At 60.8% G+C, this 22,574-nt stretch carries 19 protein-coding genes and 1 pseudogene; 8 read left to right on the top strand and 12 right to left on the bottom strand.

What is annotated here, in order from left to right:
* Positions 1-18: 18 nt before the first annotated feature.
* Both ftsZ and lpxC read left to right on the top strand, forming a co-directional pair.
* Entirely contained in the window at positions 19-1,215 is a 1,197-nt protein-coding gene (gene ftsZ / locus AC193Q_RS14985; RefSeq protein WP_003228013.1) for a cell division protein FtsZ, read from the top strand.
* Between the two features lie 112 nt (positions 1,216-1,327).
* Positions 1,328-2,239 (top strand): UDP-3-O-acyl-N-acetylglucosamine deacetylase, encoded by a 912-nt coding sequence (lpxC, locus tag AC193Q_RS14980; RefSeq protein WP_007961638.1) that lies wholly within the window; start codon positions 1,328-1,330, stop codon positions 2,237-2,239.
* 149 nt (positions 2,240-2,388) lie between these two features.
* Here lpxC and AC193Q_RS14975 read toward each other — a convergent pair whose 3' ends face one another.
* The 7 genes from AC193Q_RS14975 to AC193Q_RS14945 form a co-directional block, all read right to left on the bottom strand.
* A complete protein-coding gene (locus AC193Q_RS14975) occupies positions 2,389-3,894 on the bottom strand; it encodes a sensor domain-containing diguanylate cyclase (protein WP_121187124.1) in 1,506 nt (501 codons plus the stop codon).
* 221 nt (positions 3,895-4,115) lie between these two features.
* Positions 4,116-5,432 (bottom strand): OprD family porin, encoded by a 1,317-nt coding sequence (locus tag AC193Q_RS14970; protein WP_121187122.1) that lies wholly within the window; start codon positions 5,430-5,432, stop codon positions 4,116-4,118.
* A gap of 197 nt (positions 5,433-5,629) precedes the next feature.
* The gene (locus tag AC193Q_RS14965; RefSeq protein ID WP_027612176.1) at positions 5,630-5,851 is read right to left on the bottom strand and encodes a hypothetical protein; all 222 of its coding nucleotides are present in this window, start codon (positions 5,849-5,851) and stop codon (positions 5,630-5,632) included.
* 288 nt (positions 5,852-6,139) lie between these two features.
* A complete protein-coding gene (locus AC193Q_RS14960; RefSeq protein WP_095668356.1) occupies positions 6,140-7,504 on the bottom strand; it encodes a heavy metal sensor histidine kinase in 1,365 nt (454 codons plus the stop codon).
* A complete protein-coding gene (locus AC193Q_RS14955; RefSeq protein ID WP_007916978.1) occupies positions 7,494-8,171 on the bottom strand; it encodes a heavy metal response regulator transcription factor in 678 nt (225 codons plus the stop codon). The genes AC193Q_RS14960 and AC193Q_RS14955 overlap by 11 nt, the downstream gene beginning before the upstream one ends.
* A gap of 7 nt (positions 8,172-8,178) precedes the next feature.
* Positions 8,179-11,280 carry a multidrug efflux RND transporter permease subunit gene (locus AC193Q_RS14950; RefSeq protein WP_483878571.1) on the bottom strand — a complete coding sequence of 1,034 codons (3,102 nt, stop codon included), beginning with the start codon at positions 11,278-11,280 and terminating at the stop codon, positions 8,179-8,181.
* Positions 11,277-12,434, bottom strand: coding sequence for an efflux RND transporter periplasmic adaptor subunit (locus AC193Q_RS14945; RefSeq protein WP_483878570.1), 1,158 nt, complete (start codon positions 12,432-12,434; stop codon positions 11,277-11,279). The genes AC193Q_RS14950 and AC193Q_RS14945 overlap by 4 nt, the downstream gene beginning before the upstream one ends.
* Positions 12,435-13,145: 711 nt before the next feature.
* Here AC193Q_RS14945 and AC193Q_RS14940 point away from each other — a divergent pair.
* The 3 genes and pseudogenes from AC193Q_RS14940 to AC193Q_RS14930 all read left to right on the top strand — a co-directional run bounded on the left by AC193Q_RS14940 (position 13,146) and on the right by AC193Q_RS14930 (position 15,124).
* Positions 13,146-13,385, top strand: coding sequence for a hypothetical protein (locus AC193Q_RS14940; RefSeq protein WP_047296393.1), 240 nt, complete (start codon positions 13,146-13,148; stop codon positions 13,383-13,385).
* A gap of 149 nt (positions 13,386-13,534) precedes the next feature.
* A pseudogene (locus AC193Q_RS14935) lies at positions 13,535-13,816 on the top strand (PAS domain-containing protein); the annotation flags it as partial.
* A gap of 204 nt (positions 13,817-14,020) precedes the next feature.
* Positions 14,021-15,124: a methyl-accepting chemotaxis protein gene (locus tag AC193Q_RS14930; RefSeq protein WP_483879635.1), complete on the top strand. Its 1,104-nt coding sequence runs from the start codon at positions 14,021-14,023 to the stop codon at positions 15,122-15,124.
* Between the two features lie 140 nt (positions 15,125-15,264).
* On the opposite strand, the gene AC193Q_RS14925 is transcribed toward AC193Q_RS14930, so the two are convergent.
* From AC193Q_RS14925 to norR, 5 genes are all read right to left on the bottom strand, one after another.
* A complete protein-coding gene (locus tag AC193Q_RS14925; RefSeq protein WP_483878569.1) occupies positions 15,265-16,014 on the bottom strand; it encodes a YkgJ family cysteine cluster protein in 750 nt (249 codons plus the stop codon).
* 86 nt (positions 16,015-16,100) lie between these two features.
* Positions 16,101-16,424: a hypothetical protein gene (locus tag AC193Q_RS14920; protein WP_095668361.1), complete on the bottom strand. Its 324-nt coding sequence runs from the start codon at positions 16,422-16,424 to the stop codon at positions 16,101-16,103.
* A gap of 149 nt (positions 16,425-16,573) precedes the next feature.
* Positions 16,574-17,032 (bottom strand): GNAT family N-acetyltransferase, encoded by a 459-nt coding sequence (locus tag AC193Q_RS14915; RefSeq protein WP_121187114.1) that lies wholly within the window; start codon positions 17,030-17,032, stop codon positions 16,574-16,576.
* Between the two features lie 27 nt (positions 17,033-17,059).
* On the bottom strand, positions 17,060-17,962 hold the full coding sequence (locus AC193Q_RS14910; protein ID WP_007968390.1) for a chemotaxis protein CheV: 903 nt from the start codon (positions 17,960-17,962) through the stop codon (positions 17,060-17,062).
* A 243-nt stretch (positions 17,963-18,205) separates the two neighbouring features.
* Complete coding sequence (gene norR / locus AC193Q_RS14905; RefSeq protein WP_483878568.1) at positions 18,206-19,759, bottom strand: nitric oxide reductase transcriptional regulator NorR; 1,554 nt, start codon at positions 19,757-19,759, stop codon at positions 18,206-18,208.
* A gap of 162 nt (positions 19,760-19,921) precedes the next feature.
* Here norR and hmpA point away from each other — a divergent pair, with 162 nt between their 5' ends.
* The 3 genes from hmpA to AC193Q_RS14890 all read left to right on the top strand — a co-directional run bounded on the left by hmpA (position 19,922) and on the right by AC193Q_RS14890 (position 22,434).
* The gene (gene hmpA / locus AC193Q_RS14900) at positions 19,922-21,103 is read left to right on the top strand and encodes an NO-inducible flavohemoprotein (protein ID WP_095668364.1); all 1,182 of its coding nucleotides are present in this window, start codon (positions 19,922-19,924) and stop codon (positions 21,101-21,103) included.
* A 235-nt stretch (positions 21,104-21,338) separates the two neighbouring features.
* A complete protein-coding gene (locus AC193Q_RS14895) occupies positions 21,339-21,899 on the top strand; it encodes an ester cyclase (RefSeq protein WP_483878567.1) in 561 nt (186 codons plus the stop codon).
* 25 nt (positions 21,900-21,924) lie between these two features.
* On the top strand, positions 21,925-22,434 hold the full coding sequence (locus tag AC193Q_RS14890) for a disulfide bond formation protein B (RefSeq protein WP_025109264.1): 510 nt from the start codon (positions 21,925-21,927) through the stop codon (positions 22,432-22,434).
* Positions 22,435-22,574 lie beyond the last annotated feature (140 nt).

The following is a 22,574-nucleotide window of genomic DNA, read 5'->3' as shown; positions in this document are numbered from 1 at the left end:
AATGTAAGGAGAGGGAAAATGTTCGAACTCGTAGACAACATCCCCGCAAGCCCGGTAATCAAAGTTATCGGTGTTGGCGGTGGCGGCGGCAACGCTGTCAACCACATGGTCAAGAGCAACATCGAAGGCGTTGAATTCATCTGCGCCAACACTGATGCTCAAGCGCTGAAAAACATCGGCGCGCGCACCATCCTGCAACTCGGCACCGGTGTGACCAAAGGCCTGGGCGCCGGCGCCAACCCGGAAGTCGGCCGTCAGGCTGCGCTGGAAGATCGCGAGCGCATCGCTGAAGTCCTGGCCGGCACCAACATGGTGTTCATCACCACTGGCATGGGCGGCGGTACCGGTACCGGTGCTGCGCCGATCATCGCCGAAGTGGCCAAGGAAATGGGCATCCTGACCGTTGCGGTCGTGACCCGTCCGTTCCCGTTCGAAGGCCGCAAGCGTATGCAGATCGCCGACGAAGGCATCCGCATGCTCTCCGAAAGCGTCGATTCGCTGATCACCATTCCGAACGAGAAGCTGCTGACCATTCTCGGCAAAGACGCCAGCCTGCTGTCGGCTTTCGCCAAGGCTGACGACGTACTGGCCGGTGCCGTGCGCGGTATCTCCGACATCATCAAGCGTCCGGGCATGATCAACGTCGACTTCGCCGACGTGCGTACTGTGATGAGCGAAATGGGCATGGCAATGATGGGCACTGGCTGCGCCAGCGGTCCGAACCGTGCACGTGAAGCGACCGAAGCGGCCATCCGCAACCCGTTGCTGGAAGACGTGAACCTGCAAGGCGCTCGCGGCATTCTGGTGAACATCACCGCCGGTCCTGACCTGTCCCTGGGTGAGTACTCCGACGTGGGTAGCATCATCGAAGCCTTCGCTTCCGAACACGCGATGGTCAAGGTCGGTACTGTGATCGATCCGGACATGCGCGACGAACTGCACGTTACCGTGGTTGCCACCGGTCTGGGCGCGAAAATCGAGAAGCCTGTAAAGGTCATCGACAACACCGTTCACACCTCCATGGCTTCCGCTCAGGTTCAACAACCGGCTCCTGCGCGTCAGGAAGCTCCGGCGGTGAACTACCGTGACCTGGACCGTCCGACCGTCATGCGCAACCAGGCTCAGGCCGGTGCTGCGACTGCCGCGAAGATGAACCCGCAGGACGATCTGGATTACCTGGACATCCCGGCATTCCTGCGTCGTCAGGCCGATTGATGGAATGTATCAGGGCTATGACGGTGATTGGTGTTCAGCAAAGGCTCGGTCTGCTATTATCGCCAGCCTTTGTTGATACCAGTTCGCAATTTGCGCTGAAGCGGCCCAAGCCATGATTAAACAACGCACACTGAAAAATATTATCCGTGCCACAGGTGTAGGCCTGCATTCCGGGGAGAAGGTCTACCTGACCCTCAAGCCTGCGCCTGTCGACACTGGCATTGTGTTTTGTCGCGCTGACCTCGACCCTGTGGTGCAGATTCCTGCCCGCGCGGAAAACGTCGGTGAAACCACTATGTCGACGACGCTGATCAACGGCGACGTCAAAGTGGACACGGTAGAGCACTTGCTCTCGGCCATGGCTGGCCTGGGCATCGATAACGCCTACGTCGAGCTCTCCGCGTCCGAAGTCCCGATCATGGATGGCAGCGCTGGACCGTTCGTATTCCTGATTCAATCGGCTGGCCTGGAAGAGCAGGACGCCGCCAAGAAATTCATCCGCATCCTGCGTGAAGTGACAGTGGAAGACGGCGACAAGCGCGCCACTTTCGTCCCTTTCGAAGGGTTCAAGGTGAGCTTCGAGATCGATTTCGATCACCCGGTTTTCCGGGACCGCACCCAGAGTGCAAGCGTGGATTTTTCCAGCACTTCGTTCGTAAAAGAAGTCAGCCGCGCCCGTACTTTCGGTTTCATGAGTGACATCGAGTACCTGCGCAAGCACAACCTCGCACTCGGCGGCAGCGTTGAAAACGCGATCGTGGTGGATTCCGATGGTGTACTGAACGAAGACGGCCTTCGCTACGAAGACGAATTCGTGAAGCACAAGATCCTCGATGCGATTGGCGACCTGTACCTGCTGGGTAACAGCCTGATTGGTGAGTTCAAAGGCTTCAAGTCCGGTCATGCACTGAACAACCAGCTGCTGCGCAAGTTGATTGAGCAGACAGATGCTTGGGAAGTCGTGACGTTCGAAGACGCCAGCACTGCACCGATCTCTTACATGCGCCCGGTTGCGGCAGTGTAAGTAAAAAACCTCTCTAGTTTTTTGAAGGCCATCCTCGGATGGCCTTTTTTTATGCCCTTATTAAGAGCAAAAGATCACAGCCTTCGGCAGTTCCTACAGGGAAAGATATTCCAACTGTAGGAGCTGCCGAAGGCTGCGATCTTTTGATCTTACGAACTGACAACCCGATTGCGACCGCTCTCCTTGGCCTGATACAGCGCCTTGTCCGCCGCAAACAGCAGTTGCTCCAGTGACATCTCGACTGCCGATGTCCAGGTGCTGATACCGATACTGACGGTCATTGCCACGTCCGCGCCCTCGACCTTCGGCATCTGCTCCACCGCCTGACGAATGTGTTCAGCAATTTGCCGGGCACCGTTGCTGTCGGTCTCGGCGAGAATCACCGAGAACTCTTCGCCGCCGTAACGGGCGACCAGATCGCCGGGGCGGCGCACGTTTGCCGTGATCACCTTGGCCAGTTCGCGTAGCGCCTGGTCGCCGGCCTGATGCCCGTGACGGTCGTTGAACGCCTTGAAGTGGTCGGCATCGATCATCATCACCGACAGCGGCTTGCCCGAACGCTGGGCGCGGAACCATTCGTGGCGCAGCGACTGATCGAGCATCCGCCGGTTGGCCACGCCGGTCAGCGCATCGGTGGCAGCCAGTTGCGCCAGTTCGCGTTCGGCGCGCTGGCGCAAGCGCAGCTCGCGAGCGAGCAGCCAGGTCAGCCACAGCAGCCCGGCACACAGCACGCCGGTGGCACCACTGACCAACAGCGCCGTGCGCCGCCAAGTGCCGAACACCTCATCACTGGAGAGCGCGACCATCACCGTCAGCGGCAAGTTGCCGACCCGCGAATAGGTGTAAAGCCGTTGCTGGTGATCCATGCTCGAAGTGCTGGTGAAACTGCCGCTGCCATCCTCGTCGCCGAGAATCCGTACCACGTTGGGTCGGTTGCCGAAGCTCTTGCCGATGGAGTCGTTTTGCAGATGCGGCTTCTGCGCCAGCAGCACGCCGTCGCTGTTGATGATGTTCAGGGTGCTGTCTTTGCCGATGTCGAGGCTGTTGAACAACTGATCGAAGTAGTCGAGTTTCATCGACGCCACCGCCACTCCGGCGAATTCGCCGGTTTCCGAGGAGATCCGCCGACTGAAGCTGATGCGCCACTGATTGGCGTCGTCGCAATCGCAGCGGGTCTTGAACGGGCGACTGATGAACATGCCGGTATCGCGGTTGAAGGCGTGGGCAAGGAAGTAATCGCGATCGGCGAAGTTGCCTGGTTTGGGTTCGATCCGCGATGAGTCGGCAACCACATCGCCATGCTTGTCCAGCAGGAGGATGTCGCCCTTGAAACGCGCGGTGGTCGAACGGTCGAACAGCGCCAGATGGCGAATCTGCGGGGTGACGTCGCGCAAGTCATCGCGCTGGGCGGCGGCGATCAGGCCTTGCAGGGTCAGGTCGTACAACTCGACCGTGCGCAGGACGTCGGCGTCGATCAACTGGGCGATGGTGGTGGCACTGCGGGTGGCCGCTTCCTGAGCGTTGGCGTGCTCACGAATCAGCAAAAAAGTGACGATGCACAGAATCGCGATCACGGTCAGCGAACTGCCGCAGATCAGCAGCAATTCGGGGCGTCCGGGCTTGCCCGCCAGAGGTGGGGTACGGCTCGCGATCATGATGGGCTGTCGGTTGGGGTGAGACTTATAAGAGTAGTTGCACAAACACTGCGGGGGATAACACTAAAACAGATCTACTGTGGGGAGGGGATTTATCCCCGATGGGCTGCGAAGCGGCCCCAAAAAAGGGTCTGCTGCGCAGCCCATCGGGGATAAATCCCCTCGCCACAAAATCTATTCCATTCAAAAAAGGATCAGTTGTTACTGAGCTAGAGGTGATCTTAGAAGACGTTGATCGGGTAGTCGACAATCACACGGTATTCATCGGTGTCGGTATCGATCGCGCCGTAGCCGTTGCCGCCACGGTTGGTTGCCCATTGCAGGCGCACCGCGAGATCTTTCGCCTGGCCGCTCTGTACCACGTATTTCAGATCGAGGTCGCGTTCCCAGTGCTTGGCGTTGCGACCGTCAGCGCTGTACCACGAGGCATAGCCCTTGCTGTCCGGATCGACCTTGGTCAGGTCCACGGTGCCACGCGAATAGGAAACCGCCGACGTCAGACCCGGCAGACCGAGACCGGCGAAGTCGTAGGCGTACTTGAGCTTCCACGAGCGCTCGTTGGGGCCGTTGAAGTCCGAGTACTGCTGCGAGTTGTCGAGGTAAACGCTATCACCCTGGCTGATGTAGTCGAACGGTGTGTTGCCGTTCACGCGCTGGTACGCAGCGGTGACGCTGTGGTTGCCGATGCCGACGGTGAAATGCAGGCTGTAGGTGTTGTTGTCGATGTCGCCCAGCAGCGCGTCGCCGGTGTCCTGCGTGTGATAGAAGTGCAGGCCCGGGTTGAGGCTGACCAGATCGTTCAACTGCCAGGTGTAATCCAGGTCGTAGTAGTACTGGTTCCAGATGTCCTTCAGTTCAGCGGCATACAGATTGCTGGTCAGGCCCTCGACGCCGCTCCAGGACACGCCGGCCCAGTTCAGGTGGCGGCTTTCGTCGCCCTCGGCGAGTTTGCCGTACGAGGTGCCGATGCGCTGGCGACCGCTCTGGTTGTACGGCTTGGTAAAACTGGCCTGGCCACCTTCGAACATCCAGCCGTCGAAGCTGTGGTTGGTCAGGCTGACGCCACGAAAGGTCTGCGGCAACATGCGCGATTCACCGCCGGCAATCACCGGGTTGGTGAGGAACAGGTCACCGGCCTTCAACTCGGTATCGAACGCGCGCATTTTCAACGTGCCACCTGCGGTCGAGAACGAACCCGGCGCTTTGCCGTTGCCATCGCTGATCGGCAGGATGCTCGAGCCATCGGTACCGCCACCGCCGTCGAGCTTCAGCCCGAGCATGGCATGGGCATCAATGCCGAAGCCGACCGTGCCTTCGGTATAACCCGACTGGAAGATCCCGAGAAAACCCTGACCCCACTCGATGTTATCGTCCGTCTGCTGCAGGCGGTTGCGATTCATGTAGTAGTTGCGAGCGTTGAGGTTGAGGCTCGAGCCGTCGACGAAACCTTCCCTGGCGGCTTCGTCGGCATGGGCGGCGGGGGCAATCGTTGCGGCAATTGCAATGAATAGCGGGGTGAAGCTGACTGGGTAACGCACTTGCGATGGAGCTCCTTGGGTCAACTGACACTTCAATGTCTTGAGGTGCGGGATGTTTCTTGTTGTTACAGACGAACCAAACGGCTTTCAGACCACAACGAAAAAAGGCCGCTGAAAAGGCAGCGGCCTGGAAGGACGACGGTTGAACGGGAAGAGCCAAACAACCGCGTCGAGGGAAATGTTTCGCGGTGCGCGACTCAGCTGTCTTTCTCGGCCGCTTGAGCCTGGGAAGTGGCGGCCTGTGGGGCTTGCGAGGCGTCTTGCGACTTGGCCATCACTTCTGCCTGAGATTGTTCGAAGGCGTGAGCGCGAGCAGCATTCTGCGCGACGAACGCCTGCGATTCTTCAGCCATCGCCATTGGCGACAGGATCAATGAGGACAAAACGAAAGCGCTGGCAATACCCATACTGTTGGACATCTTGAAAACCTTCTTGCTTGGCAAGTGCTGTTTGGTGCGGGCAAAGATAAGGTTGCCGAGCGTTGGGAAACAGCGTGATTTTCATAAATGACTGTTACAGCAAAAGCAAAGATCAACCACGGGTGAACGCCATTCCTTGTGGCGAGGGGATTCATACCCGATGGGCTGCGAAGCAGCCCTCAATCCTTTGTACTGGTTGTGTCAGGAAGATCGCTATTGCTGATTTTGGGGTCGCTTCGCAACCCATCGGGGATGAATCCCCTCGCCACAGGGGACTTTAATCAGCGATTAAACGGGGAGGTGGATGCCGAAGGTATTCATCCCCCGATCACTGCGCACAAACACATCCCCACCGTGCATCAGCGCAATCGCCTTGACGATCGCCAGCCCCAATCCATGGTTGTTGCCGCTGTTGCTGCGCGAGGCATCGACCCGGTAGAAGCGCTCGAACAGTCGCGGCAAATGCTCGCTGGCAATCGGCGATCCCGGGTTGGCCACGCCGATGCTGACCTGATGTTCCTCAACCTCGATCCGCACTTCGATCACCTTGCCCGGCTCGGTGTGCTGCACGGCGTTGCTCAGCAGATTGATCAATGCCCGGCGCAGATGTGCGATCTCGATCCGCACCTGCGCATCGCCACTGACGTGTACCTGCACCTGCGCGTCTTCGAGGATGAAATCCAGATACTCGAGCGTAGTCGCGACTTCATCGGCCAGCGACGTAGATGTCAGTTTGGTCGCCTTGCTGCCCTGGTCGGCGCTGGCGAGGAACAACATGTCATTGATGATCGAACGCAGGCGCTCGAGCTCTTCAAGATTCGACTGCAGCACTTCGAAGTAATGCTCGGCGGAGCGTCCGCGCGTCAATGCGACCTGGGTCTGGCCAATCAGGTTGGTCAGCGGCGAGCGCAGTTCATGGGCGACGTCGGCGTTGAACGATTCCAGCCGCGAGTAGGCCTGTTCGACCCGCTCCAGCGTGGAGTTGAACGAATCGACAAACTGCTCAAGCTCCGGCGGCAATGGCGACATCCGCAAGCGTCCAGCCCGCAGGGGAGGCGCGAGGCGCTGGGCTTCATCCGACAGTTTGATCAACGGCTTGAGGCCGATTCGCGCGACCCAGTACCCCAGCGCCGAGGCCATCAGCACACCGACAATCGCGAGGCTGACGAGAGCGATCAACAGCTTGTGTTGGGTCTCGTGGAACGTTTCGGTGTCGATGCCGATCATGAACCGCAGCGGCGGGCGCTGATCCTTGGCCGGCAACTCGGTCAGCAGCACTTTCAGCGGATAAGGATGTTCAGGCAACTGCAGATCATGCATGCCGGTCGGGCCCTGGGCGAAGGCGCGGATTTGCGCGTCCGGCTCGCCATACTCGTAACCGGGATCAGCGCTGACCACCCAGAAACGGATGCGCTTGTCCTCTTCGCCGAGCAGCTTGAGCTTGGCGTTGATCTTCACCCAATGCTCGGGTGTGCCATAACGATTGAGCGCCGATTCAAGCACGCTGTAACGCGCATCCAGCTCGGCTTCCGGGAGCAGGCCAAGGCCCTTGTCGACCTGCTGATACAGTGCGCCGCCGATCAACAGAAACACCAGCAGCGCCACCAGCGTAAACATCCCGCTTAAACGCAGGGCAATCGAATTACTGGACACCACGGCTCTCCAGCACATAACCCATGCCACGAATCGTGTGCAGCAGTTTCTCGTCGAACGGCCCGTCGAGCTTGGCCCGCAGCCGTTTGATCGCGACTTCGACGACGTTCGCATCGCTGTCGAAATTGATGTCCCAGACCATCTCGGCAATCGCGGTTTTCGAGAGGATTTCGCCTTGCCGGCGCGCCAGCACGCTGAGCAGCGAGAATTCTTTCGCGGTCAGGTCCAGTCGGGTGCCGGCACGGGTCGCCTTGCGGCTGATCAGGTCGATCCACAGGTCGGCGATGCTCACTTGCACCGGTTCATGCCCGCCGCTGCGTCGGGTCAGCGCTTGCAGGCGCGCCACCAGTTCAAGGAAGGAAAACGGCTTGCCGAGGTAATCGTCGGCGCCGTCGCGCAGGCCCTTGATGCGGTCTTCGACGCGCTCGCGGGCGGTGAGCATGATCACCGGAGTCTGCTTGCGCGCGCGTAACGCACGCAGTACGCCAAAGCCGTCCAGGCCCGGCAACATCACGTCGAGGACGATCACCGCGTAGTCGCTTTCCAGCGCCAGGTGCAGGCCTTCGACGCCGTCGCGGGCCAGGTCCACGGTGTAACCCTGTTCCGTCAGACCGCGGTGCAGATAGTCCGCGGTTTTTTCCTCGTCTTCGATAATCAGAACGCGCATGACCGCCTCAGTCTGTAGTCGCCAATGCCGTCGTGGGCATTGGTTTGGGCCTGTGGAACAGCCGCTCAAGCCACAAGTATATGACCGGCGTGGTAAACAGCGTCAGCATCTGGCTGACCAGCAAGCCGCCCACCACCGCGATCCCCAGCGGCTGGCGCAGTTCGGCGCCGGTGCCATAACCGAGCATCAGCGGCAGGGCACCCAGCAGGGCGGCGAGAGTGGTCATGATGATCGGCCGGAATCGCGTCAGGCACGCTTCGTAAATCGCATCCTGCGGCGGCAAGCCGCGATTGCGCTGCGCCTCGAGGGCAAAGTCGATCATCAGGATGCCGTTCTTTTTGACGATACCGATCAGCAACACCAAGCCGATCAACGCCATGATCGAGAAGTCCTGGCCGCAGATCCACAGCATGATCACCGCACCGAGACCGGCTGCCGGCAGGGTCGAGATGATCGTCAGCGGATGCACAAAGCTCTCATAAAGCACGCCGAGAATGATGTACACCGCCACCAGCGCCGCGAGAATCAGCCACGGCTGGCTGGCCAGCGAACTCTGGAACGCCTGCGCCGCGCCCTGGAAGTTGCCGCTGATCGCGGTCGGCATGCCGATTTCGGCCTTGGCCTGATTGAGCAGAATCACCGCATCACCCAACGCCACGCCGGGCGCCAGGTTGAACGACAGGTTGGCGGCGGGGAACATGCCGTCATGAGCAATCGACAGCGGGCCGATGGTCGGCGCATCGAATTTGGCCAGCGCCGACAGCGGCACCATCTCGCCGCTCAACGGCGAGCGCAGGTAGAAATAATTGAGGCTTTCGGCCTTGCCGCGTTGCTTGGTGTCCAGTTCCAGAATCACGTTGTACTGATTGACCTGGGTCTGGAACTCGTTGATCTGCCGTTGACCGAACGCATCGTACAGGGCCTCGTCGACATCACTCGCCGTCAGGCCGAAACGCGCGGCGGCGCTGCGGTCGATGCTGATGTGGGTGATGCTGCCGCCCAGTTGCAGGTCGTTGGAAATGTCGCGGAACGCCGGGTTGCTGCGCAGCTTTTCCGTCAGGCGCTGGGTCCAGGTGGCGAGGGTCGCGCCGTCATTGCTCTTGAGCACGTATTGGTACTGCGCGCGGCTCGGGCCGGAGCTGAGGTTGATGTCCTGACCGGCGCGCAGGTACAGGACGATGCCCGGGACTTTCATCAGTTGCGGACGAATCCGGTCGATGAACTGGCTGGCCGAGACGTCGCGGTCACCGCGTTTTTTCAGGGCAATCCAGAAGCGGCCGTTTGCGATGGTCTGGTTGCTGCCGGACACACCGACCGAGTGCGAGAACGCCTGAACGGCCGGATCGGCGGCGACGATTTCGGCCATAGCCAAGTGTTTTTTCACCATGTCGCCGTAGGAAATATCCGCAGCGGCTTCGGTGGTGCCGAGGACAAACCCGGTGTCCTGCACCGGGAAGAATCCCTTGGGGATAAAGATGTAACCGGCAATCGCCAGTGCCAGCGACAGGCCGAACACGCCGATCATCAGTTTCTGGTGGGCGAGGGCGCGGCGCAGACCTTTTTCGTACCAGGCCAGCAAGCGTTCGCTGAAGCCCGGTTTGTCGTGGGCGTGGTGCACGGGTTTGCGCATGAACAGCGCTGCCAGCGTCGGCGCGAGGGTCAGCGACACCACCACCGAAATCAGAATGGTCGAGGTCGCGGTCAGGGCGAATTCCTTGAACAGCCGCCCGACCACACCGCCCATGAACAGCAGCGGAATAAACGCTGCCACCAGCGAGAAACTGATCGACACCACGGTAAAGCCGATCTCGCCGGCACCTTTGACCGCCGCTTCGCGCATGCTGTCGCCGGCCTCCAGATGCCGGTGGATGTTCTCCACCACCACAATCGCATCGTCCACGACAAACCCGACCGCGACGACGATCGCCACCAGCGTCAGGTTGTTCAGGCTGAATCCCAGCAGGTACATCAGGGCGAAACTGGCGGTCAGCGACACGCCGAGTACCGCCGAGACGATCATGGTCGCTGACAACTGGCGCAGAAACAGCGCCATCACCGCCACCACCAGCAGGATCGCGATCAACAGGGTGATCTCGACTTCATGCAGCGAGGCGCGGATGGTCTGGGTGCGGTCGATAAGGGTTTTCACCTGCACCGAGGCCGGGAGCATGGCTTCGAGGCCGGGCAGGGCGGCTTGAATGCGGTCGACGGTTTCGACGATGTTCGCGCCGGGCTGGCGCGAGATCACCAGGTTCACTCCGGGTTGATCACCGGCCCAGGCCTGCACGTAGGCATCTTCCGAACCGTTGACGACTTTGGCGACATCCCGCAGGTGAACCGGGGCGCCGTCCTTGTAGGAAACGATGAGTTGGCTGTAGTCCTCGGGTTTGAACAACTGGTCGTTGGTCGACAGCGTCGAGATGCTCGATTCGCCGTACAACGCACCTTTGGCAAGGTTGAGGCTGGTCTGCTGGATCGCCAGACGAATGTCGGCCAGGGTCAGGCCGATCGCCGCCAGTTTGTCGGCCGAGGCTTGCACGCGAATCGCCGGACGTTGCTGACCGGTGATGTTGATTTGTCCTACGCCGTCGATCTGACTGATCTGACGCGAGAGCAGGGTTTCCACCAGGTCGCTGAGTTCGGTGCCGGGCATTTGCGTCGAGCTGACGCTTAAGATCAGCACCGGGCTGTCGGCCGGGTTGACCTTCTTCCAGGTCGGCAGCGTCGGCATGTCCTTGGGCAGTTTGCCGGCGGCGGTGTTGATCGCCGCTTGTACTTCCTGAGCGGCGGTGTCGATGCTCTTGTCTAAGGTGAATTGCAGGGTCAGCAGGCTGGAGCCGAGCGCACTGCTGGAGGTCATCTGGGTCATGCCGGGGATGGCGCTGAATTGCACCTCCAGCGGCGTGGCCACGGACGAGGCCATGGTGTCGGGGCTGGCGCCAGGCAACTGCGCCGAGACCTGAATCGTTGGAAATTCCGCTTCCGGCAGTGGGGCAATCGGCAGGCGCGGAAAGGCAATCACCCCGACCAGCACCAGCGCGATGGTCAGCAGAATGGTCGCGACCGGGTGATCGATGCACCAGGTGGAGACGCCTGTGTGCTGCTTCATGGCTTGGGCTCCGCTTGCACCACCTGCGGCGGCTCGCTCATGACCTGCACGGTAGAGCCGGGTTTGAGCCGTGACTGGCCGTCGCTGACCAATTGATCACCAGCCTTCACGCCTTTGATGATGTCCTGGCCGCTGCCTTGATAAACCATCTGCACCTGCACGGCTTCGACCTTGTCGCCGTTCACGCGATAGACGAAGTGTTGATCGAGACCGCGCTGGACGACGGTGGGCGGCACCACCAGCGCATCCTTGTCCAGCGCCGTCTGAATTTTTACCGTCACCAACAGGCCCGGCCAGAGTTTCTGGCTGGCGTTGTCGAACTCGGCCTTGGCGCGGATGGTGCCGGTGTTGGCGTTGATCTGGTTGTCGATCAGGGTCAGGTGACCTTCGCCGAGCAGGTTGCCGGTTTCGCCATCGGTGTCGGCGCCGATGTAGGCCTTGACCTGCGCGTGCTGCGGGTCGTTGATCAGGCCCTGCAGGGTCGGCAGCATTTGCTGCGGCAGCGAGAACTCCACGGCAATCGGGTCGATCTGGGTCACGGTGAACAGGCCGGCGGTGTCGGTCATGCGCAGGAAGTTGCCTTCGTCGACTGTACGAATACCGACGCGGCCGGTGACTGGTGAGCGGATCTGCGTGTAGGAAAGTTGTACCTGCGCCGCGTCAATCGAGGCCTGGTTGCCTTGGGCGGTGGCCTTGAGTTGGTTGACCAGGGCCTGTTGCTGGTCGTAGGTCTGCCTGGAGACGCCGTCGTCGACGCTGAGCAGTTTGTAGCGCTTGAGGTTGACCAGGGCGACTTGCAGTTGTGCCTGGCTTTCGCCCAGTTGCGCGCGGGCCTGGTCGAGGCTGGCGCGGATCGAGCGGTCGTCGATGGTGGCGAGCAGGTCGCCGGCTTTGACGAGTTGGCCTTCCTTGACGAGGATTTTGGTGAGGATGCCATCGACTTGTGGGCGCACTACAACGCTGTGCAATGAGAGGACCGAACCGATGCCGCTGGTGTAGCGGGGGACGTCTTTTTCGCTGACCGTGACGACGCGGACCGGGATGGCGGTCGGGGTGGCCAGTTTGGTCGGGGCGGGTTTCATTGCCCACCATGTGCCTGCGGCGGCCAGGGCGATCACTAGGGCTAGCAGGGCTTGGTTTTTCTTGATTCGCATGAAATGGGGCGCCAAGGGCTGGAGTTTGGGCAGGTTGGGTCTTTATAAACTTGTTTGGGGGTCAGGAGGGTGACGGCTGGCTGTCAGCGCTGTCAGTTTCGCCGGGGTGTATATCCGTTTCTGCGGGTGTGGCTGATTAGGGTTTCGCCCTTACGGCGAGTCACTTTTGACAAACGCCTCAAAAGTAACCAAAAACGCTTGCTCCTGCGTTCGGCCCGCTCGCTGGGGCTCGGGGTCCCTTCGCTGCGGGATCGATCCGGGCGCAGCGCCTACGGTTTGCTTCGCTGCACCTCCTCTCGCTGTGTTTGGCTGCGCCAAACGGTCGCTGCGCTCCCACGCCCGGATCAATCCCTCCGCTCAGCCTTCCGACGTCGCCCGTGGATCAAGATCAAGAGCTGCAGCCGAGCTAACGCTCATCCTGTTGAGTGGAGCGGCATGCGCCGCGTGCGGGTTGTACTTATTTTCCCTGTTGGAGCTGCCGCAGGCTGCGATCTTTTGATCTTGCTTTTGCTTTTGCTCTTTTGTGGGAGCTGGCTTGCCAGCTGACCATCTCTGGCGGGTGTACTCGGTTCACCTGTGGGAGCGAGCCTGCTCGCGAAGACGGCCTGACAGCCGCTGCAAATCTTCAGGTGCCGAGTCCGGGCGCGCAGGTATACTGCGCGCCTTCACGGCTCACTGTTCGGGCCGGACTTTTTGCTTTGCGGAGCTTTTATGACTTCCCCGATCCAACCGCCGGTTGACGACGCTGTGAGCGATGTCCCGGCCGAGCTGACTGACGCCAGCGAGACCAAACCCGAGATCCCGGCGTTCAAGTTCCCGTTCAAACCGGGTGAACTGGCGGCCGCCAAGGGTTCGAATCAGCCGTGGTATAAGAACGGCGCCAAGAATGGTCACACCAAGACCCCGGGCATGGCCCCGCCGGGTACCCGCCGTTCGATGGGCAAGCGCTGAGTTTCATCCCGCCTTCAGCCATCGACTGCGATTTTCCGTCGCAGTGATGGCTAAGTGCTCATCCCCTGAGCCAGATCAATATTTGACCAATTGGTGCGCTTAGAGTCAGCAGCCCTGCCGACTCTTCCCATAAAACGAGCGCGCTTTCCATGAAGATCAATCTCCCGGTAACCGGCCGTAACGTCGATGTGGCGCTGGATGCGAACATTCTTTCGACCACCGATCTGACCAGCGCGATCACTTACGCCAACGACGATTTCATTCAGATCAGCGGTTATAGCCGCGACGAATTGCTCGGCACGCCACACAACTTGTTGCGTCACCCGGACATGCCGGCGCAGGCGTTTGCCCATATGTGGCAGACGCTCAAGAGCGGTCGTTCGTGGATGGGGCTGGTGAAGAATCGTTGCAAGAATGGCGACCATTATTGGGTCAGCGCCTATGTCACGCCGGTCACGCAGAATGGCGTGGCGGTGGAGTATCAGTCGGTGCGCACCCGGCCTGATGCGCGGTGGGTGGCCGCGGCGGAGCGGGTTTATGCGCAGTTGCGTGGCGAATTGAAGGGAAGGCGGTCGCTGCTCAGGTTAGGTTTGCGCGGCCGGATCACGGCGTTGGCCAGTGCGTTGCTGGGTCTGGTGTTGGGGATCGAGGCCTGGTTGCGTCCGGAGTCGGCGTGGATCGATGGCACGGCATTTGTCGTCGGCAGCAGTGTTTGTGCATTAGGCGTGCGCTGGATTCTGCGTCCGCTGGAACGGCTGAGCGAGCGGGCGCGGCAGGTGGCGGACAATCCGTTGAGCCAGGGCATTTACACCGGGCGCAGCGATGAGTTCGGCCAGATCGAGTTTGCCCTGCAGATGCTCGAAGCCCAGGTCGGCGCGGTGGTCGGGCGTATGGGTGACGCATCGCAACAGTTGGCCGGGCATGCGGCGCAACTGGTTGATCATCTGCAAATAAGCCACAGCAGTTCGCTGGCGCAGCAGGCGGAAACCGATCAGGTGGCGGCAGCGATTCACCAAATGGCCGCGAGTGTCGCGCAGGTCGCCAGCCATGCGCAGCAGGCGTCGGTGGCGGCGGACCTGGCCGATACGGAAACCCGTGAAGGGCATTGGCTGGTCGGTGAAAGTCGCAGTGCGGTGTTGCGTCTGGCCGAGGAATTGCGGCGGGCGACCGAGGTGATCCATCAGCTCGAAGGCCACAGCAGCGAGATTTCCGGGGTGCTGGAGGTGATCCGCAGCATCGCCGAGCAGACCAATCTGCTGGCGCTTAACGCGGCGATCGAAGCGGCGCGCGCTGGTGATGCCGGGCGCGGTTTTGCAGTGGTGGCTGATGAAGTGCGCGGGTTGGCGCGGCGCACGCAGCAATCGACCAACGAGATTCAACGAATGATCAGCACCTTGCAAAACGGCGCGCGCGATGCGGTGCTGGTGATGCAGCAAAGCAGTGAGCATGTGGATAACAGCGTCGAACAGGCACAGCGTGCGGCGCGGGCGCTGGACGGGATCAGCGAGCGGGTCGAGCAGATCACCGAAATGAGCCTGCAGATTGCCGCAGCGGTGGAGCAGCAGAGCGCGGTGAGCGAAGACATCCATCGCAATATCGTCAGCATTCGCACGGCGTCCGAATTGACGGTGGATGAGGGGCGGCTGAGCCAGCGCAACTCTGAGGATGTGGCGGGGTTGGCGGGGGATTTGCGCTTGCTGGCGCGGGAGTTCTGGAGGCGGCGGCAAGGCCAGGATTGATGCTGTTCCCACTGGCCTCATCGCTGGCAAGCCAGCTCCCACAGGTTTCTCGAGTGTTCACATGACTTGTGCACGATATGGAACCTTGTGGGAGCTGGCTTGCCAGCGATGAGGCCAGTCCAATCGGCAGGAATTTCCGATCAAGCCGCCCGCAGAGAGATAAACGCATACGTCTGCGCCGGCTCCGTCACCACCAGCGCCCCAGCCGCCAGCAATTGCCCGGCCACGTCGTCTCCGGACAAGTGAAACAGCCATTCACTGGATTCTGTGTTCAGTGGCTGTGAAGACACCTGATCGATCACAGACGCAAAAGCGTCCATCTGCGGTAAATACGCGGTGAACCCATCGCCCTTGAGCGCTGTGGTGCGAATTCCCAGTGCGGCACAGATCGCGTCCTTGATCCGGATGTCGTCGCGATCAGCCTGGCGTGAGCGCTGGATCAATTCCAACAGCTCCTGGTCAACCAACTCCCCGCCGGCAATCAGCAGCGGCCCCTGCTGCCACGACTCTGGCGGGCAATCCTTGGCGGCCGGATTGAGCGGGATGTGCGGATTGATCTCAGCGGGATAAATCCTGCACACCAACGGTCGGCGCTCGTAGATGCGGCACCGGTTGTCTTCGTCAAGATTCCGGCAGCGACCGACGTTGTAAGCGGCGAAAGTGATTGCCACGTGGGCCTCGGTAGTACCGCTGCGCACGGCCGCTGAACGTCGTTCAGCGTGTTCACGCTGCTGCGCCGGCAGGCCCAGGCCGTTGCCGAGAAAGGCCTCCACCAGCACGATCACCTGACCACCGTCCGCCGCCCACATGCGGGCTTCGGCGAGGGTCAGGGGCACATGGTGGTCGGTGCAGCATTTGCCGCAGCCAACGCAGGAAAACGTCGTATTCATTGCACGATCAATCTTCAATCAAGGTGTGAAACGGCGACGTAAAGTCGCCAGGCTGAGGCTGATCGAAGCAAGTTGTGCGCCAGTCCTCAAGGCTTGGCGGTCGGATGAATCGAGTCCCATTCGGTGACGAACGCGGTTTTCGACTTTTTGTTGTACAGGCACAGTTCGGTGCCTTGCTGGCCTTTCATGTGTTTTTGCGGGTATTGGCCTTGCAGCAGCACGGCGGTATAGCCGACGCGGTCATCGAACTGCGCGGGGCTGCCGACCGGTTTCGCAGCTTTCAGGCCGCTGGCCCTGGTGCAACTGGCGAGCACGGTTTTGTCGTAAGCGGCCCAGGCGTCGGGGCTGGAGGCGTGGGCCTGGGAGGCGAGGGCGGTGAGGCAGAGCAGGCTTAGGGTGAGGGTTTTCATGGTTGGGTATCCTTGTATTGGCGAGGGATGGAGTATGCCGAGAGTGAAAAGTTGCCTTTAAGGCCGTCATCGCTGGCAAGCCAGCTCCCACAGTGATGGGCGCCGCTCACAAAACCTGTGGGAGCTGGCTTGCCAGCGATGGCGGTGTATCAGGCGGGAACAATCTCCCGGCGAACCACATACATCCCGGCACTCTCATACAACCGCTGCGCCCGCAGGTTGTCTTCCAGCACCTTCAGATCGACAAATCCTTCGCGCCTTTGCTGAAACACCTTGAATGCATTCAACAGCAACGCCCGACCCAGTCCACGACCCTGAGCGCGTGGATGCACCACCAGATTCTTGATGTAGGAACTGGTCCAGCACTGCGCCACCCCGATCACGCCTTCGGCGTCTGTGGCAATCCAGCACAACTCGGGATCGTATTCGGCATCGCTTTCAAAGCGCAGTTGCCACTCCTCCAGCGCTGGCACGCGACCGCCGCCCTCGCGGTAACCGCGTTGCATCAGTTGATGCACGGCCGCCGCCAGTTCCGGGCGGTAAGTGCTCAGCTCAATGCCTTCCGGCCAGTGCGGCGGCGGCACGTCTTGACGAAGGTCGCGCCGCATCAGAAAGCAGTACGTCTGGCTCAAGAATCAATGACCGTTGGCAGCGACGTGTTTGGCGGCTTCGATCAGGCGCTGGGTCAGTTCCGGCGACGAGAACTTGGTCAGCACCGCGTTGGCCCCGGCCAGGCGGGCCTTTTCGCTGTTCATCGCGCTGTCGAGTGAGGTGTGCAGCAGCACGTAGAGGTGGGCGAAGTCCGGCGTCTCGCGCAGGGTGCGGGTAAAGGCATAGCCGTCCATTTCGGACATTTCGATGTCGGAGACGATCAGGTTGATCTGCTGCGCGGTGCCTTGCAGATCCAGCAGGCAGTCGATGGCTTCCTTGGCACTGCGCGCGGTGTGGCATTGCAGGCCGAGGTTGCGCAGGGTGTGCACCGATTGCTGCAGCGCTACCTGGCTGTCGTCGACTACCAGAATCCGTGCATTGCCCAGCACCTCGGCATCTTCCATGCTCAGGTCGGTCGGAGCCATTTCGATCTGCGCCGGGGCGATGCTGTGGATGACTTTCTCGATGTCGAGCACTTGCACCAGCGTGCCGTCGACCGAGGTCACGCCGGTGATGTAGGCGCGCGAACCGCCGGAGCCGAACGGTGGCGGCTTGATGTCGGTGGTCAGGCAATGGACGATTTTGCTCACCGCCTGCACGTGCAGTCCCTGCTTGGAGCGGCTGACGTCAGTAACGATCAGGCAGCCGCCGTTCGGGTCTTCCAGCGGTCGCTCGCCAATGGCGCGGCTGAGGTCGATCACCGACAGCGACGCGCCGCGCAGGGTGGCGATGCCTTTGATGTGCGGATGCGACTCGGGCATTTTGGTCAGCGGCGGGCAGGGGATGATTTCACTGACTTTCAGCAGGTTGATCGCCATCAGCTTGCCGCTGCGCAAAGTAAACAGCAGAAGCGAAAGTGAATCTGCGCGGGCTTTGGTGGAAGACATATAAACCTTCTGTGGAAAAAGGTGATGGGCGAGGGTGCAAATCGCCAGAAACTATTGATGCCGGGTTATCGGCGTTAACGGGGTGGGCTTTAGGTCGGTTATCGGGTAGGGCAAGAATCATCTGTGGCGAGGGGATTTATCCCCGATGGACTGCCCAGCAGTCCCATTTCTTGGTGCCGCTGCGCAGCACATCGGGGATAAATCCCCTCGCCACAAGGAATCCACTCAAACTGGATGAAGTGATTACTTCATGCCTAATCGCTTGGCCATCCGCCCCAGATTCGCCCGGTCCAGCCCCAACTCCCGCGCTGCACTCGCCCAGTTATCCTGATGACGCTCAAGCGCAGCGCTGATCAACTGCCGCTGATATTGCTCGGTGGCGCTGCGCAAATCACCGCTGATCAACGGTATCGCCGGTACTGCAGAGGCAGGCGCTGGCGAGTTATCCACAACCTCACGCGGCAAATCCAGATCCGCCGCGCTCAGGCTGAGAATCTTCGGCCTGACCTTGCAGTTGCCCAGCGCCTTCAGCGCACTGCGCCCGATCAAGTGTTCCAGCTCGCGCACGTTGCCCGGCCAAGTGTAGGCGAGCAGCGCGTCCTGGGCGTCGCTGCTCAGGCGCAGGCTGTTGAGGCCCATGCGCGAACGGTTCTGTTCCAGAAAAAAGCCGCTGAGCAGCAACACATCCCGCCCGCGATCGCGCAGCGCCGGGACTCGCAGCGGGTACACGCTCAAGCGGTGATAGAAGTCGGCGCGGTAACGGCCGCTGCGCACTTCTTCGGCCAGATCGCGGTTGGTTGCGGCGATCAGGCGCACATCGACCTGATGTTCCTTGTCCGAACCGAGCCGCTGCAACTGGCCGCTTTGCAGCACGCGCAACAACTTGGCCTGCACGGTCAGCGACAGTTCGCCGACCTCATCGAGAAACAGCGTGCCGCCATTGGCCAGTTCGAACTTGCCGCGACGGTCACTGGTGGCACCGGTAAAGGCGCCGCGCACATGGCCGAACAGTTCGCTTTCGACCAGCGTATCGGGCAGGGCCGCGCAGTTGAGGCTGATGAGCGGTTTGTCGGATCGCGGGGAGGCGGCGTGAATCGCTTGCGCCACCAGTTCCTTGCCGACGCCGGTTTCGCCGGTGATCAGCACGGTCAGGTCGCTGCCACCGACCAGATTGATTTCCTCCACCAGCCGTTTGTGCGCCTTGCTCTGGCCGATCATTTCGCGCTGCTGCTGGCCGCTGGCCTGGCGATAGACCTCGGCGCGCTGATGCTCGTCTTCGGCGCGCAGCGCCAGGCGTTCGATACGTTCAGCGGCGTTGACCGTGGCCGAGGCGAGGCTGGCGAAGGCTTGCAGGGCATCGAGTTCGATCGGTTCGAAACGCTCCGGATCAAGCGCATCAAGGGTGATCAGGCCCCAGAGTTTTTCATCGACGAACAGCGGGCAGCCGAGGCAGTCATGCACTTCGAGGTGATCGCCCAGACCATCGACCAAGCCGTCGTAAGGATCGGGCAAGTCGCTGTCGGCGGCGAACCGCGTTGGCCCGGCGCCGTCCAGCAGGATCTCGAAACGGGGATGTTCGCTGACCTTGAAGCGCCGGCCGAGGGTGTCGGTGCTCAAACCATCCACCGCCAGCGGCACCAGCCATTCGCCATCCAGGCGCAGCAACGCGGCGGCGTCGCACGGCAGCAGGGCGCGCAGGGCTTCGAGCAGGCGCCGATAGCGCTCGCCTTCGGGCAGTTCGCGGGACAGGTCGGAGACCAGCGGCAGTAAAGCGGTGAGCAGGGATTTGGCGGTCATGGTATGTAGTCAATGAGACTCGATGTGGTCGAGATGACTATAAAGTGCTTCGTGTCTAAATGACTACGTAAAAATTAAACTATTGATTTATAACGATAAAATATCTGGCATGAAAGCTGATAAGCCTAAGGCAATTCTCAAAAAAGCTCTGGAGTCACTCTTATGCTTAGCGTTCAGGATCGTGCCATTGTCAAATCCACTGTGCCTCTGCTGGAAAGCGGCGGTGAAGCGCTGATCACCCACTTCTACCGCATGATGCTCTCCGAATACCCTGAGGTGCGTCCGCTGTTCAACCAGGCGCACCAGGCCAGTGGTGACCAGCCACGTGCCTTGGCCAATGGCGTGTTGATGTACGCCCGACACATCGATCAGCTCGACCAGTTGGGCGATCTGGTGGCGAAGATCATCAACAAGCACGTCGCCCTGCAAATCCTCCCGGAGCATTACCCGATTGTCGGCACCTGCCTGCTGCGCGCCATTTCCGAAGTGCTCGGCGACGAGATCGCTACGCCGGAAGTGATGAGCGCGTGGGGCGCGGCGTACGGGCAACTGGCCGAGATCCTGATTGGCGCTGAAGCGGCGATCTACGACCAGAAGGAACAAGCGCTCGGCGGCTGGCGCGGGGCGCGGGAGTTCATCGTGGTGGACAAGGTCGAGGAAAGCGCGGAAATCATCTCGTTCTACTTCGAACCGGCGGATAAGGGGCCGATCCTTGCCGCCGAGCCGGGTCAGTACATCGGCATGAAGCTGATCCTCGATGGCGAAGAAATCCGCCGTAATTACTCGCTGTCGGCACTGGCCAATAAAGGTCAGTACCGCATCAGCGTCAAACGCGAACCGGGTGGTCGTGCGTCCAACCATTTGCACGATCAATTGCACGTCGGCGCGAGCATTCAACTGTTCCCGCCATCGGGCGAGTTCACCCTGACGGCCAGCGACAAACCGCTGGTGCTGATCAGCGGCGGTGTCGGCATTACCCCGACCCTCGCGATGCTCGAAGCGGCGTTGCAAACCGAGCGCCCGGTGCATTTTATCCACTGCGCGCGCAACGGCAGCGTGCATGCGTTCCGCGACTGGATCGACGGGCTGGCGGCGCGTCATCCGCAGCTCAAGCGCTTCTATTGCTACGCCGAAGATGACGGCGTGAGTCCGGCGGCGGACAAGGTCGGAATGCTCAGCCAAGAGCAATTGGCTGAATGGCTGCCGGCGCAACGGGATGTCGACGCTTACTTCCTCGGGCCGAAGGGCTTCATGGGCGCGATCAAGCGGCATCTGAAAGCACTGGGTGTGCCGGAGCAGCAGAGCCGTTATGAGTTCTTCGGGCCGGCGGCGGCTTTGGAGTAATTGCAAACACCGAGTCGTCTGCATCGCGGGCAAGCCCGCTCCCACAGGATTTGTGGCGTGCACAAAATGTGTGAACGACGCTGAATCTGTGGGAGCGGGCTTGCCCGCGATGGCCGTTACGCGGTCTCGATTCTTAAATTCTGTTTAAAGGTTAATCGTTTCTTAACCGGTTTATCGTTTATTCCCCGATGCTGATGATAGGCGCTCGTTCGTTTAACTGATCAGGATCGCCCCCATGTCGCACATCATCTTCTCCTCTCGTTCGAGCCTGGCAACGCTTGGCCTGTCGGCTGCTTTGCTGGCCAGTCCGTTTGCTTCGGCCGAATCGGCGTTGATCGCACCACAGACCCTGATCGTCGATCAGAGCCTGCCCAAGGCTCAACGTGATGCAATGGAACTGGCGGCGCGGCGTTACGGCAGTTTCTGGAACAGTGGGGAAGAGGCCCTGGCCACGGCAGCCTTGTCGCCGCAGTTTGTCGACGAGACACCGCCCGAAGGGCGGGTGCAGGGCCCGAGCGGGCCGTTGCTGGCGTCGAAGTTCTTTCGCACGGCGGTGCCAGACCTGAGCTGCGAGATCGAGCAAATGATCATTGCCGGTGACCGCGTGGTGGTGCACCTGCACTTTCGCGGCCACTTCAGCGGTACGTTCAAGACTCTCAAAGGGCAGGGCCAGCGTGTAGACTTCCGGGCAACCGATATCTATCAGATCGACAACGGTCGCATCGCGGCCAATTGGCATATCGAAGACAACATCAGTCTGATGGCGCAACTGCAAGCGCAGCCGCCAGCCAGCTGAACCATGGGCATACAAGGGAAACGCGATGAGCGAGGAAACGATTCGACTGGGACGTGAGCGGCGCTTTCTGGTGCTGCTGGGCATCATCTGTCTGGCACTGATCGGCGGTGCGCTGTACATGCAGATCGTGCTGGGCGAGGCGCCATGCCCGCTGTGCATCCTGCAGCGTTATGCATTGCTGCTGATTGCGCTGTTCGCGTTTATCGGCGCGGCGATGCGCACCCGCCGCAGCATCACGGTGTTTGAGGTGCTGGTGGTGATCTGCGCGATCGCCGGTGCCGGTGTCGCCGGGCATCATGTGTACACCCAGTTCTATCCGGCGGTGAGCTGCGGCATCGACGTGCTGCAGCCGATTGTCGATGACCTGCCGCTGGCGAAGATCTTCCCGCTGGGCTTCCAGGTCGACGGTTTCTGCTCGACGCCGTACCCGCCGATCCTCGGCCTGTCGCTGGCGCAATGGGCACTGGTGGCCTTCGTACTGGTGGTGATCCTGGTGCCGCTGCTGACCTCGCGTAACCGAAAAGCACTGCGCTGAGTCAACTCTTCGACGGATTGGCCGATACAGAAAACGCCCCGATTTGCGGATCAGCCGCGCGGGGCGTTTTGCATTTCAGAGAGTTTGTGAAATCACCGTGACGAACGGCAATGGAGCGTGCGACAGGTGTGCGACATGTT

The organism is Pseudomonas sp. F2, assembly GCF_057174385.1.
Note: the sequence above shows the minus strand (reverse complement) of the source record. Positions and strands in the feature narration are given on the sequence as shown.

Bases quoted from the DNA above. Each gene is read 5' to 3' on its own strand.
- ftsZ (WP_003228013.1), top strand. From the start codon at position 19: ATGTTCGAACTCGTAGACAACATCCCCGCAAGCCCGGTAATCAAAGTT.
- lpxC (WP_007961638.1), top strand. From the start codon at position 1,328: ATGATTAAACAACGCACACTGAAAAATATTATCCGTGCCACAGGTGTA.
- AC193Q_RS14975 (WP_121187124.1), bottom strand. From the start codon at position 3,894: ATGATCGCGAGCCGTACCCCACCTCTGGCGGGCAAGCCCGGACGCCCC.
- AC193Q_RS14965 (WP_027612176.1), bottom strand. From the start codon at position 5,851: ATGTCCAACAGTATGGGTATTGCCAGCGCTTTCGTTTTGTCCTCATTG.
- AC193Q_RS14955 (WP_007916978.1), bottom strand. From the start codon at position 8,171: ATGCGCGTTCTGATTATCGAAGACGAGGAAAAAACCGCGGACTATCTG.
- AC193Q_RS14950 (WP_483878571.1), bottom strand. From the start codon at position 11,280: ATGAAGCAGCACACAGGCGTCTCCACCTGGTGCATCGATCACCCGGTC.
- AC193Q_RS14945 (WP_483878570.1), bottom strand. From the start codon at position 12,434: ATGCGAATCAAGAAAAACCAAGCCCTGCTAGCCCTAGTGATCGCCCTG.
- AC193Q_RS14940 (WP_047296393.1), top strand. From the start codon at position 13,146: ATGACTTCCCCGATCCAACCGCCGGTTGACGACGCTGTGAGCGATGTC.
- AC193Q_RS14925 (WP_483878569.1), bottom strand. From the start codon at position 16,014: ATGAATACGACGTTTTCCTGCGTTGGCTGCGGCAAATGCTGCACCGAC.
- AC193Q_RS14920 (WP_095668361.1), bottom strand. From the start codon at position 16,424: ATGAAAACCCTCACCCTAAGCCTGCTCTGCCTCACCGCCCTCGCCTCC.
- AC193Q_RS14915 (WP_121187114.1), bottom strand. From the start codon at position 17,032: ATGCGGCGCGACCTTCGTCAAGACGTGCCGCCGCCGCACTGGCCGGAA.
- AC193Q_RS14910 (WP_007968390.1), bottom strand. From the start codon at position 17,962: ATGTCTTCCACCAAAGCCCGCGCAGATTCACTTTCGCTTCTGCTGTTT.
- norR (WP_483878568.1), bottom strand. From the start codon at position 19,759: ATGACCGCCAAATCCCTGCTCACCGCTTTACTGCCGCTGGTCTCCGAC.
- hmpA (WP_095668364.1), top strand. From the start codon at position 19,922: ATGCTTAGCGTTCAGGATCGTGCCATTGTCAAATCCACTGTGCCTCTG.
- AC193Q_RS14895 (WP_483878567.1), top strand. From the start codon at position 21,339: ATGTCGCACATCATCTTCTCCTCTCGTTCGAGCCTGGCAACGCTTGGC.
- AC193Q_RS14890 (WP_025109264.1), top strand. From the start codon at position 21,925: ATGAGCGAGGAAACGATTCGACTGGGACGTGAGCGGCGCTTTCTGGTG.